16 protein-coding genes are annotated in these 15383 nt (G+C 63.0%); 8 read left to right on the top strand and 8 right to left on the bottom strand.

Annotated features, from left to right (window positions below):
• The first annotated feature begins 238 nt into the window (after positions 1–238).
• The gene (locus tag JFN93_RS09600) at positions 239–1855 is read left to right on the top strand and encodes a methyl-accepting chemotaxis protein (RefSeq protein WP_199383856.1); all 1617 of its coding nucleotides are present in this window, start codon (positions 239–241) and stop codon (positions 1853–1855) included.
• Between the two features lie 506 nt (positions 1856–2361).
• Here the strand turns inward: JFN93_RS09600 and JFN93_RS09605 are convergent.
• Positions 2362–2799 (bottom strand): Spy/CpxP family protein refolding chaperone, encoded by a 438-nt coding sequence (locus JFN93_RS09605; protein WP_199383857.1) that lies wholly within the window; start codon positions 2797–2799, stop codon positions 2362–2364.
• A gap of 223 nt (positions 2800–3022) precedes the next feature.
• Here JFN93_RS09605 and JFN93_RS09610 point away from each other — a divergent pair, with 223 nt between their 5' ends.
• Together JFN93_RS09610 and JFN93_RS09615 are read left to right on the top strand one after the other, a co-directional pair.
• A complete protein-coding gene (locus JFN93_RS09610) occupies positions 3023–3730 on the top strand; it encodes a response regulator transcription factor (RefSeq protein WP_236021619.1) in 708 nt (235 codons plus the stop codon).
• A gap of 3 nt (positions 3731–3733) precedes the next feature.
• On the top strand, positions 3734–5113 hold the full coding sequence (locus JFN93_RS09615) for an ATP-binding protein (protein WP_199383858.1): 1380 nt from the start codon (positions 3734–3736) through the stop codon (positions 5111–5113).
• A 468-nt stretch (positions 5114–5581) separates the two neighbouring features.
• Here JFN93_RS09615 and JFN93_RS09620 read toward each other — a convergent pair whose 3' ends face one another.
• The 6 genes from JFN93_RS09620 to JFN93_RS09645 all read right to left on the bottom strand — a co-directional run bounded on the left by JFN93_RS09620 (position 5582) and on the right by JFN93_RS09645 (position 10243).
• The gene (locus JFN93_RS09620) at positions 5582–7129 is read right to left on the bottom strand and encodes a Ppx/GppA phosphatase family protein (protein ID WP_199383859.1); all 1548 of its coding nucleotides are present in this window, start codon (positions 7127–7129) and stop codon (positions 5582–5584) included.
• Positions 7126–8013 carry a CHAD domain-containing protein gene (locus JFN93_RS09625; protein ID WP_199383860.1) on the bottom strand — a complete coding sequence of 296 codons (888 nt, stop codon included), beginning with the start codon at positions 8011–8013 and terminating at the stop codon, positions 7126–7128. Before JFN93_RS09625 ends, JFN93_RS09620 begins: the two co-directional genes overlap by 4 nt.
• Positions 8014–8138: 125 nt before the next feature.
• Positions 8139–8660: a helix-hairpin-helix domain-containing protein gene (locus JFN93_RS09630; protein ID WP_199383861.1), complete on the bottom strand. Its 522-nt coding sequence runs from the start codon at positions 8658–8660 to the stop codon at positions 8139–8141.
• Positions 8661–8687: 27 nt separating this feature from the next.
• On the bottom strand, positions 8688–9203 hold the full coding sequence (locus tag JFN93_RS09635; RefSeq protein WP_199383862.1) for a SixA phosphatase family protein: 516 nt from the start codon (positions 9201–9203) through the stop codon (positions 8688–8690).
• Between the two features lie 432 nt (positions 9204–9635).
• The gene (locus JFN93_RS09640) at positions 9636–9881 is read right to left on the bottom strand and encodes a hypothetical protein (protein WP_199383863.1); all 246 of its coding nucleotides are present in this window, start codon (positions 9879–9881) and stop codon (positions 9636–9638) included.
• Between the two features lie 62 nt (positions 9882–9943).
• The gene (locus JFN93_RS09645; protein WP_199383864.1) at positions 9944–10243 is read right to left on the bottom strand and encodes a hypothetical protein; all 300 of its coding nucleotides are present in this window, start codon (positions 10241–10243) and stop codon (positions 9944–9946) included.
• A gap of 33 nt (positions 10244–10276) precedes the next feature.
• On the opposite strand from JFN93_RS09645, the gene JFN93_RS09650 reads away from it, so the two are divergent.
• The gene (locus tag JFN93_RS09650; RefSeq protein ID WP_199383865.1) at positions 10277–10711 is read left to right on the top strand and encodes a macro domain-containing protein; all 435 of its coding nucleotides are present in this window, start codon (positions 10277–10279) and stop codon (positions 10709–10711) included.
• A gap of 3 nt (positions 10712–10714) precedes the next feature.
• On the opposite strand, the gene JFN93_RS09655 is transcribed toward JFN93_RS09650, so the two are convergent.
• Entirely contained in the window at positions 10715–10957 is a 243-nt protein-coding gene (locus JFN93_RS09655) for a DNA-binding protein (RefSeq protein ID WP_199383866.1), read from the bottom strand.
• 236 nt (positions 10958–11193) lie between these two features.
• On the opposite strand from JFN93_RS09655, the gene JFN93_RS09660 reads away from it, so the two are divergent.
• The 4 genes from JFN93_RS09660 (at position 11194) to tsaA (ending at position 15374) form a co-directional block, all read left to right on the top strand.
• Positions 11194–12180, top strand: coding sequence for an AI-2E family transporter (locus JFN93_RS09660; protein ID WP_199383867.1), 987 nt, complete (start codon positions 11194–11196; stop codon positions 12178–12180).
• 293 nt (positions 12181–12473) lie between these two features.
• Positions 12474–13775: an Nramp family divalent metal transporter gene (locus tag JFN93_RS09665; RefSeq protein ID WP_199383868.1), complete on the top strand. Its 1302-nt coding sequence runs from the start codon at positions 12474–12476 to the stop codon at positions 13773–13775.
• 5 nt (positions 13776–13780) lie between these two features.
• A complete protein-coding gene (locus JFN93_RS09670) occupies positions 13781–14686 on the top strand; it encodes a universal stress protein (protein ID WP_199383869.1) in 906 nt (301 codons plus the stop codon).
• 226 nt (positions 14687–14912) lie between these two features.
• On the top strand, positions 14913–15374 hold the full coding sequence (gene tsaA / locus JFN93_RS09675) for a tRNA (N6-threonylcarbamoyladenosine(37)-N6)-methyltransferase TrmO (RefSeq protein WP_199383870.1): 462 nt from the start codon (positions 14913–14915) through the stop codon (positions 15372–15374).
• The last annotated feature ends 9 nt before the right edge of the window (positions 15375–15383 follow it).

Genomic DNA, 15383 nt, shown 5'->3' on the forward strand with positions numbered 1-15383 from the left:
TTCATCCAGCACGCTTTCCTGCCATAAACTCCTCCCATTTCGGTTTATCCAATATCGTCATTTCCGCATTCAGCAGCGCCCTCGTTTCCGTGTCGGCATTGCTTTATACGTCTATTCCCTAGCGCTCATTGAGGCTGATTGAAGGAGTGGTTGCATGGATTCGCTTTTTTCTCGGATTTCCTTCAAAGGAAAAATTCTTCTCCTCGTGCTGTCCTGCTGCTTTGCCCTGAGTGTACCGATGGGCGGCATTGCGCTGAAACAGTTCCACGACAGCCACAATGCCTTTGTTGATTCCTATCGCAGCGCCCTCTACGCCGATTTCGACGCCAAGGCCAAAGCCGAGGTAGAGCTGGCGGTCAGCATGCTGCAGCGCATCTCCGATCGGCAACAGCGGGGGGAGATGACCCTGGATGAGGCAAAGGCGGCCGGCGCCGACCTGCTGCGCGGCATGCGCTACGGCAAGGACGGCTATCTCTGGGCGGACACCCGCGAAGGGGTGAACGTCGCCATGCTCGGCAAGGAAGAGGTGGAGGGGAAAAGCCGCTTCGACAAGCAGGACGTCAAGGGGAAGTTCTTCATCCGGGAAATCATCAATGCCGGGGGCCGGGAGGGGGGCGGATTCACCGATTACTGGTTCCCGCGTGCCGATTCGGACAAGCCGCTGCCCAAGCGGAGTTATTCCCTGCTGTTCAAGCCCTTTGATTGGGTGATCGGCACCGGCAACTACATCGACGACCTGGACGCCCTGGTCGCCAAGGCGTCCGAAGCGAACCGCCAGCGGATGATCAACGGCTCGCTGCTCGCCCTCGGGGTCTCCTTGGCCATCCTGGCCGCGGTCTGCGTGATGGTCTTCGTCGTCACCGGGCGGCTGCTGCGCTACATCGGCGGGGAACCGGCGGAGATGGAGGATCTGGTGCGCCGGGTGGCCGACGGGGACCTTACCTTGAAACTGGAGAAAGGTTCCGGGATTTACGAGGCGCTCCGGGCGATGATCGATTCGCTGCGCCAGGTGATCGAGAAGGTGAACCACAGCTCCTGGGAGGTCTCGGCATCGGCCAAGCAACTCCACTCGCATGCCCAGGACACCGCCGACGGCGCTCTGGAAGTGGTGAGCCAGGCGGCTACCGTCGCTACCGCAACCGAAGAGATGTCGGCAACCAGCTCGGATATTGCGAACAGCTGCCACCGGGTCGCCGAGAGCTCCAACCGGGCCAGTACCACCGCCAACGACGGTGCCGACATCGTCCGGGAAACCGTGCAGGGGATGCACCGCATCGCGGCAAAAGTGCGCAATTCGGCGGGGGTCGTCGAACAGCTCGGGAAGCGCTCGGAGCAGATCGGCGAGATCGTCGGTACCATCCAGGACATCGCCGACCAGACCAATCTCCTGGCGCTCAACGCTGCCATCGAAGCGGCCCGTGCCGGTGAGCAGGGACGCGGCTTCGCGGTCGTAGCCGACGAGGTGCGCGCCCTTGCGGAACGGACTACCACCGCGACCCGGGAGATTTCGGAGATGATCCGGAGCATCCAGGATGAGACGCAGCAGGCGGTGGCCGCGATGGAAGAAGGGGTACAGGAGGCGGAGGCCGGCACCGTCGGGGCTGCCCGCAGCGGCGAGGCACTGGAGGAGATCTTGCGCCAGATCAACGAGGTGACCATGCAGGTGAACCAGATCGCCACGGCCGCGGAGGAACAGACCGCGACTACCCGGGAGATCAGCAACAACCTGCAGCGGATTTCCGAAACCGTCGAGGTCGGTGCGCGCAGCTCCCAGGAGGCGTCCGATTCTTCCTCGCAGCTGTCGCGTCTTTCCGTCGAGCTGCAGGACCTGGTGCGGCGCTTCCAACTCCCGTAAGGCTTGCCTTACGCTGCACGGCATCATCAAAAAACGGATAAAGGCGCATCACCCGGGACGGGGAAACCCGGGGATGCGCCTTTATCGTTTTCAGAGCTTTTTTGTCGGCTTGCCCGTCATCCTTTTTCATGTATGGGCGTTAGCAATGACAGGGGAGGTGCGCTCCCGGTACCGTAGCGGAATGATCCCCCGGAAACGAAGGTCGCAATCTCAGAAGCAAATCCCTCCGCTCCCCTTTGGCAAAGGGGGGGAGCAAGGAGGGTCCTTCCTTCGGAGTGAGGCGCGTACTTACCCGGTGGGAGCGCCTTTCCCGGTGCGATTGACCGCGATTAGAGATCGCCGCCTGCGACCGATCGCGCCAGGAATAGCGCTCCCACAGAGGGAAAAGGAGTCGCCGGCAGTGATGCCAGAAACGGCATATTTGCCGCTGCTCCCGGGAAATCGCGACAAGAATGCCGCTCCTACAGGGGGGCGGCCGATATCCTGCCTTAAGATTCATCCGCTGCTTACAGGGGAGGCTGGGCCGGGGGGGGACCCTGCGGCGGCTCCAGCTTCTGCGCCAAGGCGCGCTGGGCCGGGGTCAACAGGGCGTTGACCTTGGCAAAGACCGTCGCCCGCGAAACGGTGAGTTCGATTTCAACCTGGGAGAGGGTGGTGGCCAGCGCCCGGACGGCGGCTGCATCGAAGGTGTCGGCATGTTCGGCGGTGCGAATCTGCTGGCGCAGGTCGCGGGCCTGCTGCAAAAGCGCGGCGTCCTGGTCGCGCTCGGCCTGGAGCAGGGCCTGGATCTGGGTCTGCTGGTCGGTGGTGAGATCGAGGACCCGGGCCATCATCTGCGGGTTCGGCCCGCCATCTTTGGGCGGGGGGCCGTCAAAGGCGTAGGCCAGTACGGCACTGCCGGTGATGACTGCGGTGGCGAAAAACACGGCGAGTTGCTTTTTCATGTTGTCTTTCCTCCTTTGGTAGTGAGATGCGTCGAAGGGGCCGGGTTTTGGCCCCCGGTTCTTCCGTTGCTTCATCCTGTTGAAATCCTACGGCAATCGCCGATTAAGTTGGGTCAAGAGTTGTAGCGATATGTAAAGGGCGGTGTCCCCGGCTCTTTACAATTCTTAACCCCTGTCTGAAGGGGAATCCGGCTATACTGCCGCTGGAAATGCGAGGTGACTGATGTCCAGAATTTTGATCATCGACGACGATACCGGTCTGTGCGAACTGCTGGGGGATTACCTCGGTTCGGAAGGTTTCCAGGTGCGGGTGGTGCATAACGGGGAGGACGGTGCGCTTTTGGCCGTGGAGCGGGAGTTCGATTTCGTGGTGCTCGACGTGATGCTCCCCGGCATCAACGGGTTCGAGGTCCTGGCCCGGATCCGGCGCAGTTCCATGGTCCCGGTCCTGATGCTGACCGCACGCGGCGAGGAGATCGACCGGATCGTCGGGCTGGAAATGGGGGCGGACGACTATCTCCCCAAGCCGTTCAACCCGCGGGAGCTCGTGGCCCGTCTGAGGGCGATACAGCGGCGTGCCCAATCGGCAGGACCGGCCGAGAGCGTGCCGGAGCGGCTCGCCGCCGGGGACCTGGTGCTCGATTCCGGGACCCGCTCGGCCCGGGTGGCCGGCGCCGCGGTCGACATCACGTCCCTTGAATTCTCCATCCTGGAGGTGCTCCTGCGGATGGCGGGCAAGGTGGTCAGCCGCGAGGACCTGATGCGCCAGGCGCTGGGAAGGTCCTTCAGCCCCTTCGACCGCAGCGTCGACGTCCACGTCAGCAATATCCGCCGAAAGCTCGGGCCTTTGGGCGATGGCGGCGAGCGGATCAAGTCGGTGCGGGGCGTCGGCTATATCTACAGTCATTCCGCCGCGGAGGCGAAGGGATAGCCGATGCGTACCATGTTCGTCCGCCTTGCCTTCTGGTTCTGGCTGGCCATTCTCCTTTCGGCCGGACTCAGCTTTTTCATCGCGATCAACCTGAGGCTCCGTCCGGAGCACGATCGGCAGATGCATCACATCGTTGAGCAGCGGCACCGGCTCGTCGCCCGCGCTCTCACCGTCTACGGCAAGAATGCTGCCGATCTCTACGAGCGGGGACTTCTTGTGGCCGGACCGGACGGAACGGGCACTCAAGACCCCTATCTCTTTACCGCGCAGGGAAAGGAGATCGTCCCCGGCGCGCCGTCCGCCGTCACCGAGGCGGTGCTTTTGAACGTCCGTGGCCTGGCTCCCAAGCCGTCGCGGCCGCCGCTGTCCGACGTGGTGATCGTCCCGGTGCAGGGGCCGTCCGGGGCCTACTACCTTGCTGCGGCGTCGACCCCCCCTCTCGGTCCGCCCCCGTTCCATCCGCATCTCCCCCTGCCTCCCAACGCGTGGGTGAACTTCGTGGTCACCTTCCTGATTGGCGGAGCGGTCTGTTACGGGCTCGCCTGGCGGCTGACCACGCCGATCCGCAGGCTTCGGACGGCGACGCAGCAACTGGCGGAGGGGGACCTGGCGGCGCGCGTCGAGGTGCCGGAATCGGGGAAAGATGAATTGGCCGACCTGGGGCGGGAGTTCAACGCGATGGCGGCGCGGATCGAGCACCTGGTTGGTTCCCACAAGCAGCTGGTGCGGGACGTATCCCACGAGCTGCGGTCGCCCTTGGCCCGGCTGACCGTGGCCCTGGAGCTTGCGCGCAAGGCGACGCCGGATGCGGCATCGGGGACGCTGGACCGGATCGGGCGGGAGGCGGAGCGGCTGAACCTGTTGATCGGGGAGCTGCTGACCCTAAGCCGCCTGGAGCGCGACGGCGCCACGATCCAGCGGGATCGCTTCGAGCTGTCCGAGCTGGTGGACGAGGTGGTGCGTGATGCGGAGTTCGAGGCGAAGGATTCGGGGCGGCATGTGGCTGCGGTGTTGACCGATCCGGTCGCTTTCGAGGGGAATCGTGAGTTGCTGCGCCGGGCGCTGGAGAACGTGGTTCGAAACGGTGTGCGCTACACCATCGCGGGGAGCGCGGTGGAGGTCCGCCTGCTGCGGGAGCCAGGAGCTGCGGTGATCCGGGTGCGGGACCACGGTCCGGGGGTGCCCGAGGCGCAGCTTGATGACATCTTCCGGCCGTTTTTCCGGGTCGCCGAGGCGCGGGACCGGGCAACCGGCGGCAACGGGATCGGGCTGGCCATCTCGCACGGGGCGGTGACGCTGCACGGCGGGACCATCTTCGCGCGCAACGCCGTTGGGGGAGGGTTGGAGGTGGAGATCCGCCTGCCGGCGGGAAGTGGCGTTTAGTACCGAGATCTGCCGGATGATATTGGTAGATGGCAGGATGCTGCGCCGGTCATATTTTCAGCAACCTGCCTGCAGCGCTTCGCTCGCTGATCGCGCCAGGAATGGCGCTCCCACCGGGTAAGCCAGGGTGGCGGTGCTGGGGACTGGCTCCGCAGGTGCCTGTCCCCTTTTAATGTCTTTAATGTCGGTGCCTGTCCCCTTTTAATATCAAGGTGCCTGTCCCCTTCTCATCCAAGAATGGCGCTCCCACAGGGTAAGCCAGGATGGCGGTCATGGGGACTGGCTCCGCAGGTGCCTGTCCCCTTCTCATCATTTACAGCGCTTCGCTCGCTGATCGCGACAGGAATTTCGCTCCTACCACTCGAATGGTCGTTTGACCTGGTCTTCAGATACATAAAAGAAGGCGCGCCCCCGATGGGGATGCGCCTTCTTTTGTTTCCGCTTGAGTCGCCGGGCGGGCCGCTTCGGTCACTCTCCCGCTTCGGACGGGGTCCCCTGGATCGCGAGCTTCAGGTCGAAGGCGAGCTCCAGAAGGTCCCCCTTGGTCCGTGCCCCAAAAAGCTCGACGGAGATGTCGTCATGCCCCACCAGACGCAGGTGCAGCGTCGTGCCGTCGAGCCGGCAGTCGACCGCCTCGACGACGCCGTTGCGGCGCCGGTCCAGACCGTCGCAGATCCGGACGATCCCCCCCAGCCGGCTCACCAGGAGGCGGTCTTCGGGGGAGAGCCGCATGAACTCTTCGTGTTTTTTCTTGGGAAGCGCCTTGCGGTGATACCGTGCAATGTTGGCGATCAGCTCGCGCTCCCGGGGCGTGAATCCGAACAGGTCGGCATGCCGAATGAGGTGGTAGGAGTGTTTGTGATGGCTGGAATAATTGATGAAATAGCCCACGTCGTGCATGAGCGACGCCGCTTCGAGGAGGCGTTTCTCCCGGTCTCCCATCTTGTAGCGGTTGGCGAGGGACTGGAAGATCTCTAAGGCCAGTTTTGCCACGTGCAGGCAGTGCTCCTCGTCGAAATGGCAGGAGCGGGCGAACTCCAGGATTGAACTGCGCCAGGTGCGCCGCTGCCGCTCCTGGGGCAGAAGCGCTTGCTTGCGCAGTCCTCGCAGGATCAGGCCTTCCCTGATGCCGCGCTCGTTCACCTTGAGCACGTTCACCTGAAAGAAATCCATCAGCTCGTCGACCACGGTGACTCCGGCGACGATGATGTCGGCCCGGTCCGGGTTCAGCCCCGGCGTGGCGCGGCGTTCCTTGTTGGTCTTGCGCACCAGCCCCGCCAGCAGGTGCACCACCTCGGAGCGTAGGAGTTCGTAGCCGTGAATGGAGTCGTAGCGCTCGCGGCGAAGCGCGGTGACCATCGCGGCGATCGAGGTGACCGTTCCGCCGGAGCCGATCAGGCACTGGAAGGAACCCCGCTCGTTGGCGTACTGTTCCTTCAGCTCGCGCCGGATGTATTTGCGCAGCTTCTTGTAATCGTCCGGGGGGACCGGGTCGCCTTTGAGGAAGGTCTCGGTGAGAAAGACGGCGCCGAGCTCCAGCGAGCGCATCTCTTCAACGTGGCTCCCCTGGGCGGTGATCAACTCCAGGCTGCCGCCGCCGATGTCGAAGATCAGGTGGCGCACCCCTTCCAGGTCGAAGTTGTGGAAGGCGCTCAGCGCGGCGAGCTCCGCTTCTTCCTCGCCGCTGATCACGTTGATCTCCAGCCCGACCTTTTCCTGGATTTCCTTGACGAAGGCGGCGCCGTTGGCCGCCTTGCGGACCGCGCTGGTGGCGACCGCGTCGATGGCGCGCACCTTGTAGCCGTCGATGATCTTCTTCTGCCGGGAAAGCGCCTCGATGGCGCGTTCGCACGCGGCGGGGGCAAGCTTCCCGGTCTGGTTCAGCCCCTCGCCGAGCCGAACCAGCACCTTCTCGTCGTCGAGGATCTTGTATTTACCGTTCGCATCGACCTGGACGATGATGCTCCGGATGGAGTTGGTCCCGATGTCGACTGCGGCGAATCTCCGATATTTCACAGTGCTGCCCTCGCTTGTTCTCCGATGGATTTCAGGGGGGTCTCCTTGAGGAGCCGGCAAAATGCCGCGTGCAGCGCCTTGCGGCGTGCCGAAAGCACCTCCAGGAGTTGTTCCCGGCCGGCGGTCTCCGAAAGCCGCTCGCGCGCCAGGTCGGCAAAGACGTCCAGGTCGTGGAGTTTGCCCAAAAGGTCCTGGTAGCGTTTCAGCCCCTGGTGCAGCCGGGCAAAGTCGTCGCCGAGCAGCGGTTCCAGGATCTCCAGCCGGTAGCGGAGGTGCTTGACCGCGATCCGGAGCCGGTGCTGTGCCTCGGCCTGTTCTTCATGCTTTGCCTGGGGGATGAGTTCGCGCACGGCGAGTTCGCGGGCGCCGATCGCCCCCTCGGCGAAATTGGTTATCGGCTGGAAGGGGTCGACTTCGACCGGACCGAAGATCTTCGGATGCCGGCGGAGGGCGCGAAACGCGGAGCGAAGCGGCGCCGGGTCGAGCGATCTGAGCTCGCGCCGGAGTTCCTTGCTCACCGATTCGCGCTCCCGGGTCAGGGTGGCGATAAGCTGCTCCGTTTCCTCGCGGCACTCCCGGGTCTCCGCTTCGCTGAGCTCGGAGAACAGGATGATGGCTTCGTCGGTGTTGCGCATCGTGCCGAGGAGCTGGGTGAGGTGCTTTATCTTTTTGCCGAGCCGGGAGGCGTCTTTTCCGGGGAAGCAGGGGGCGAAGAGGGCGAGCCCCTCGCGCAGTCTCCGGGAGGCGACCCGGAAGTCGTGGATCTCGTCTACGCCGAAGGAGGCTCCGGCTTTGCGCCAGTGGGTGAAGAATTCTTTGCCTTGTCCGGTGAGGAGGGTTCCGGCTGCGATCCAGAGCGGAGTTGTTGCGGTGATGGATGCCATGATGGATTTCCGTTGTTCAGTTGTTTTTGCCAGCGTACTGCCAAACCTCAAAACCAAATCCCCCCCGGCCCCCCTTTGCCAAAGGGGGAAGGTAGAATGGTGCCGGTTCCGGGATATCTACTCTGCTATTTCAGGGCTTTCAAAACGGCGCGGCGGGCCTTTTTCAGCCCCTTGCGGACCTTTTTCGCCGAGGCGTCCTCCAGCCCCTCGACCCGACGCTGCGCCTTGTCCAATGCCTTGGCGGATCGCTTGCTCTTCTTGGGCGACCGGTCCTCGATCCGCTGCAGGGCATCGACCAGGCGGACCAGGTCGGAGGAGAGCTTCTTCTCGCATTTGGGGGAAAGCTGGTCACCGAGCCGGTTCCGGGTGCTTTCGGCCAGACCCTGCACCTGGTCCCTTACTTCGGTCAGTTTGCGGCGCACCGTCTCGGCTGCCGCGCCCGGTTCGTGGGCGTTTTCCGCCAGCTGCCCCGCCTGCTCGAGGATGGTCGCTATCGCACGCGGGTTGATCCCGCGGATCTTCTGCAGACCTTCTTCGCCGGCTTGGGCGACTTTGGCCGGGGAGTCGAGTCCAGCGTCGAAAAGGCGCTTGGCGAGGACTCTCCCGATCCCTTTGATTTCTTGCAGTTCCTTGATCGTCTGCGGCATCGCTGCCCCTCCTGGAATGGATTTGTTTCAACCCTGCTGCAGGCGCTCGATCGCTTCGCCGCGCGCCGTGAACGCCTTCCCGCTGCCGGTGGTCAGGAACAGGAATTCGGCCGATTTCCCTTTCTTGTCCAGCTTGAGCGAGACCATCCCCCCCTTTTTGAGGCTGCAGGGGGAGGCGATCCCGAGAAGCGCGGCGGTCAGCCTGCCGAAGTCCGGCTCGTGCCCCACGATGACCAGCTCGGCAGCCTTGCCGTACCGCTTCAGCAGGGCGTCGATTCCCTCCGGGTCGAACCCCGAGGCGAGCTGCGCATCGAGGAGGATTTCCCCCTCGTATTTCAGCCGCTCGGCGAGGATGTCCGCAGTCTGGACCGCGCGCACCAGCGGGCTGGTGACAATGAGGTCCGGCTTCACCCCGAGCTTTCTGATCCGGCCGCAGGCCTTGCGGAAACGCACTCTTCCCGGGCCGGTCAGGTAGCGGTGCTCTTCTTCGATCGTTGGCGTCCGCTCCACTGCTTCGGCATGACGCAGTATATGAAGTATCATGGTATGCCTCCGGCTGACAAAGGTTCATTTACTTTAACGGAAAAAGAGAGTGCCGCAAGGCGCGTTCAGGATCAAGGGCAAAATGTAACATTAGGGGGAGGTTCGGCGGGTGGAGTAGCAATGGTGATTGAGAAAAAGGGGGGCGATCAGACACAGTCCAGGCAAGATAACATCGGTAACGGAAATTGCCGAACGGCATGACAAAAAGTAGTGGGCGGCAATTGATACCTTCAGGATAACGCTGTCTTGATGTCAGGTAGTTAACGGAAGGCTTGAAGATGGTTCAGGCGCAGGTTGGGACAGGTACGGCGCCGATTGAGATTGAATACGCGCACCCGGTAAAGGCGGAGGATGGCGGAGACGAGAGGGCGCTCCGGTAAGCGGCGCCGGAGCGTGCGGGAAGTGGTGCCGCGGTGCGGATCACCGTCCGAGCTACCCGGCATCGGCATCGCTCTCGGTATCGGAGCCGTGGCGCCGGCAGCTTACCGCAAGGGGGAGCGAGCGGACGTGGATGGAGAGCGTCTCCTCCAGCGAACCGCCGTCGCAGACGATGACATCGGACTCGGAAAAACGGGTGACGGCATAGTGCCGGTCCGACTCGCGCCTGAAGACGGCAACCTCGTATTCCCGGCCCGCGATCTCGATGGTCGTTTGCAGCACCTTTTCCGATGCCTTCATGGGGGCTCCTCAGCCCGGCGCGCGGCAGTCCTGCCCGCGCGCCCTGCCGTTAAAAGTTGACGCTATTGCCATTCCTCGATAATCTCCTGTGCGCAATTGGCCAGGAAGAGGTAGACCTCGCCGCGGCTCACTACAAAACGGGGCAGATGCTCGTTCAGGAGGTCTTCCAAAAGGTGCAGGGTCCGGCCGTCGTCGCGCCCCAACTGGTCCATCACCGCTTCCAACAGCGGGATGATGTCGTAGATGTCGTCGCGGTTGAACGGAGCGGGGTCGGACGCCCCCTGGAATTTCGCCTCGAATCGGGTTTCCACCGCTTTGGGATACCGGTACTTGAGATCGGAAGGCTTAATGCAAATTCCCATGGCTGTCCCTCCGGGAGCATGAAAGGAAATGCTGTGCGTGAAACGGTAGACGATATCTGGAGTTACCTCGACGACGCCGTGGTCTGCATCACCACCAACGGTCATGTTACCCCGTCCGGAAAGGCGGTCCTCGGGCGGGGCTGTGCGGCGCAGGCCAAGGAGCGGTTCCCGGATCTTCCGGAGCGGCTGGGGGCGCTGATCCGCGTGGGCGGAAACCACGTGCAGCTCATACAGGATGGGCTGGTCAGCTTCCCGGTAGAGGAAAGCCCGTGGGCGAACCCCGACCTCAGGCTGATCGCCCGTTCCGCAGCCGAACTGCGGGGAATGGCCGACCGCAACGGGTGGGCCGAGATCGTGGTGCCGCGCCCCGGATGCGGCGGTGGCGGGCTGAACTGGAACGAGGTCCGTCCGCTGCTTGAGGCCGAGTTCGACGACCGTTTCCTGGTGATCAGCGCGCCGGGGATATGAGTTTCAGTGGCAGCCGCAGGAAGAAGCGGTGCAGGAGGCCCGGCAGGCCGGAACGGCTGATGCCGCCTCGGCGGACGCATCGTAGCCGGCGATCGACGCGGCGCTGATGTACCATTCCCCTTCGACCAGTTGGCCTGCCAGCGTGTCGCGCTTGACCAGCATGAGAATTCGCAGTTCCGTCGTTGCCAGCTGTTTCGCGGCTGCGGCAATCGGCAGATATTGGGTACCTTCGATGATGACCTCCATGGCTCGCCCCTCCTTGGGGTTTCTTTGTTTTCATGGAGCGTGCCAGGGGGCGGGGTCGGGCTGGGAACCCGCGCGGCGCGTGGTTTTGCTTCTTGTGCTCCGGGCGGGGGCGTTTCCGGTCGGTGCCTAGTTATTAGCCAGGGGTGAGGGGCACTGCCAATTTATAGGTCTGCTGGGGAGTTCGTTAATCACGCCAGGAATGCCGCTCCTGCATCTGCTCCTTTGGGAGGAAAGCCATGACTCGACCCATCATCGCCAGCTATATCCTTGCCGTGGTTGCCACTCTTCTCGTCTTGTACCTGCATCTCTTGCCGGCCGTGATCGCCGGGCTGGCGGTCCATGTCATGACGTCATGGCTTGCGGCGCGGCTGCCAGCGACCTGGTCCGGAAAAGCCCAGCGCACCGCCGTCATCATCTTCGCGCTCCTCGTTGCGCTGATCCTGCTGGGAGCGGGGCTGGGACTGTGGTCCTTTTTGCGGGACAACGACCTCAGCTCGTTGCTGAACTCTGCCGCAGGGGCTCTCGATAACGTACGGCGCACGCTGCCGCCCCAGTATACCCAGGCCATCCCCAGCTCCGTGGACGATCTGCGCCAGCAGGTCTCGACGCTGATGCGCCAGCACGGCAGCCGCCTTACCCAGGTCGGCATGGAGGGGGTGCGGGGGACGGCGCACATCCTGATCGGCATGATCCTGGGGGGCGTCGTTTCGCTGCACCGCTTCAAGGAGGCCGGGGCTCCGCCGTTCTCCCGTGCGCTGCACGACCGGCTCAGCTTTCTCAACGAATCCTTTGCCAAGGTCCTTTTCGCCCAGGTCACCATCTCGCTTTTGAACACCGCCCTCACCGCGATCTACCTTTTCGCCATCCTGCCGCTGTTCGGGATCCAGCTCCCGATGCGGATGGTGCTCGTTGCCATCACCTTCATCTGCGGCCTGCTCCCGGTAGTGGGGAACCTCATCTCCAACGTGGTGATCGTCCTGATCAGTGTGGGAACCTCGCCGATGGCGGGGCTGGGCTCGGTGATCTTCCTCCTTGCCATTCACAAGCTGGAATACTTCACCAACGCCAAGATCGTCGGTGGGCGCGTGCACGCCGAATCGTGGGAGCTGCTCTGCTCAATGGTTCTATTCGAAGCGATGTTCGGTCTGACGGGGCTGATTGCGGCTCCTTTTCTCTACGCCTGGTTAAAAGCGGAGCTTACCGCGACCGGAATGGTGTCATAGGCGGGGGAGGGACTGACTCAAGGGAGGATGGGTATTCTTTTTCGTGCTGTTTTTGCTCTTTCCAAATCCGATTTTTCCTATAACCTGTAGGTGTCATTGCCGTGTCACCGTCTTTAATCGTTGTTGCATAGTATCCTGGTGAATCGCGCCGGTATGCCGCTCCTAGCAGGTAATGACGGAACCTGACAGGATTTTAGGGGGGGAGAACGTTTCTCTTCCGCTTCACCAAAACGAACGGTGCGGTGGCATGTAATGAGGATGCTGCCGCATTTTTTCTATCCGGAACCGTATTTATGACTAAGAGAAAAGACGAAAATAAAGCCGGCTCCGACGCGAAAACCATTGCCAATGCGCTCAACATCCTTGGCAGCAAGAAAAAGAGCAATGTCATCTCGCGCCTGCTCCCTTTCATGGGGCCGGCGTTCATCGCCAGCGTCGCCTACGTCGATCCCGGCAACTTCGCGACCAACATCCAGGGGGGAGCCCAGTTCGGTTACCTGCTGATCTGGGTCATCGTGGCGAGCAACCTGATGGCGATGCTGCTCCAGACGCTGGCCGCGAAGCTTGGGCTGGTCACCGGGATGAACCTTGCCGAGCACTGCCGGGAGCAGTTCTCCAAGCCGGTCTCGCTGGCGATGTGGCTTTTGATGGAGATCGTGGCGATGTCGACCGACCTGGCCGAGTTTCTCGGCGCGGCGCTCGGCTTCCAGCTGCTGTTCGGCATCCCGCTTTTGCTCGGGGCGGTCCTCACCGGCATAGCAACCATGCTCATTCTCGGCCTGGAGCGTTTCGGCTTTCGCCGGCTGGAGGCGGTCATCTCCTCGATGGTGGGGCTGATCGCGCTCTGTTATCTCCTGGAAACCTTCATCGTCCGTCCCGACTTCATGATGGTCATGCGGCACACCTTCGTGCCGCGTCTGGCCGGTGCCGAAAGTGTCGTCCTCGCCTCGGGGATCCTCGGCGCCACGGTGATGCCGCACGCGATCTTCCTGCACTCGGCGCTGATGCAGGGACGGATCGTGGTGCGGGACAAGGCGCGCCTGCGGAGCCTGTACCGGTTCGAGATCGTGGACGTGGCGGTCGCCATGGGGGTGGCAAGCTGCGTGAACGCGGCGATGCTCATCATGGCGGCGGCGACCTTCTACTCGACCGGACATACCGCGGTGGCGACCATCGAGGAGGCCTACCGCACCCTGCAGCCGCTTTTGGGCAGCGCCGCCCGCTGGATCTTCGGTCTTTCGCTGCTTCTTTCCGGGCTTTCTTCGTCCACCGTGGGGACCGGTGCCGGCCAGGTCATCATGCAGGGGTTCATCCAAAAGCACATCCCGATCTGGCTGCGGCGCCTGTTGACCATGGCCCCCTCCCTGCTCGTGATCGGTTACGGGCTCGACCCGACCCGGACCCTGGTCCTGAGCCAGGTGGTCTTAAGTTTCGGGCTCCCCTTCGCCGTGATTCCCTTGGTGATCTTTACCAGCCGCAGGGATATCATGGGGGAACTGGTCAACCTCCGGATCACCACCGTTGCCGCTTCGCTGACCGCCGCACTGATCGTGGCGCTCAACCTCTATCTCATCTTCAAGACGCTGAGTGGGTGAATCGTATGTTCAAGCACATCCTCGTCCCTATTGATGGATCGGTCATGGCCGAAGCCGCGCTTCCGGCGGCCGCCTTTCTGGCGCAAAAGCTGGCGGCGCGGGTCACCCTGATGCACGTCATCGAGAAGAACGCCCCCACCGAGGTGCACGGGCAGCGCCACCTGCAGCATCCCGAGGATGCCGAAAGCTACCTCAGGGAGCTGGCGGCGCGGAGTTTTCCGGCGGAGGTCCCGGTCGACATCCACGTGCATTCCACCGAAGTGGACGACGTGGCGGCGAGCATCGTGGCCCATGCCGACGAGTTGAAGCACGACCTGGTGATCATGTGTTCGCACGGGAAGGGGGCGGCGGTGCACCTCTTTTTGGGGAGCATCGCCCAAAGCGTGATTGCGCTCGATTCGCGTCCGGTGCTGATCACCCATCCGACCCCGGACGGGAGCCTGCCGCGGTTTTCCTGCCGGCACGTGCTGGTTCCTTTGGATGAGGATCCCGAACACGCCCATGCCCTCCCGGTTTCCAAGGCGATCGCCCGTGCCTGCGGGGCGACCCTGCACCTGTTGATGGTGATCCCGGACCTGGCGACGCTCTCCGGGGACATCGCGGTAGCGAGCAAGATGCTCCCGGGGACGACCTCGCGGCTTTTGGAGCTTTCCCGGGAGGATGCCGAGCACTATTTCGAGGGGCTGGAAAACGAGCTGCGCCAGGAGGGGTTCCAGAGCAGCGCGCATGTCTTGCGCGGCGACCCGGCGACGGTGATCGTGGAGGCGGCGGAGCGGACCGAGATCGACCTCGTGGTGGTGGGGACCCACGGCAAGACCGGGATGGACGCGCTCTGGTCCGGGAGCGTGGCGCATCGGATCTGCAGCCAAAGCCGCGTGCCGCTGCTGCTTTTGCGGGTCGGGAAGGGGTAGGCCGGCTGGGGGAAGCGCGACAAGAATGTCGCTGCTACCGGTGGAGATAGGTTGGGCTTAACCGGCGCATTTACGGACCTTTCCAGGCGCGATTAATCGCAAGCGTGGTTACCGCCTTCGGCGGTTCGCGCCTGAAAAGGCCCTCGCCACAGTAAAAGGTGATCGACCTGTTATAGATGAGGGTGCTGCGCCCATAGATCGCGGTAGCTTTTCCAAGGAGGGTCGCATGGAAGTCGAACCGATTGGCGTCATCCATACGCCGTTTGCCACCAAGGATGATTGTCCGATCCAGCCGGTCTTCGCCGCCGGGTGCCGGGGGACGGTCACTCTCGATGACCGCTTCGCCGCCGGGTTGAAGGACATCGAGCTTTTCAGCCATATCTACCTGCTCTATCTGTTCGACCGGGCGGGTGAGGTGAAACTCGTGCGGCCGACCTTTTTGGACGACGAGCCCCACGGCGTCTTCGCCAGCCGGCATCCCTGCCGGCCCAACGGTATCGGGATGTCGATCGTGAAGCTGGACGCAAGAAGGGGAAACGTCCTGGAAGTGGAAGGGATCGACGTCCTCGACGGCACGCCGCTCATCGACATCAAGCCCTACATTCCCCGGTTCGACTGCTTCGGCGGGGCATCGGAGGGATGGCTTGTCGACAAGGATTGGCGACCGAAACCGGCGGGAAGGGAATAACCGGGTTTC

The organism is Geomesophilobacter sediminis, assembly GCF_016458275.1.
GTDB classification, from domain to species: Bacteria; Desulfobacterota; Desulfuromonadia; order Geobacterales; family Geobacteraceae; genus Geomesophilobacter; species Geomesophilobacter sediminis.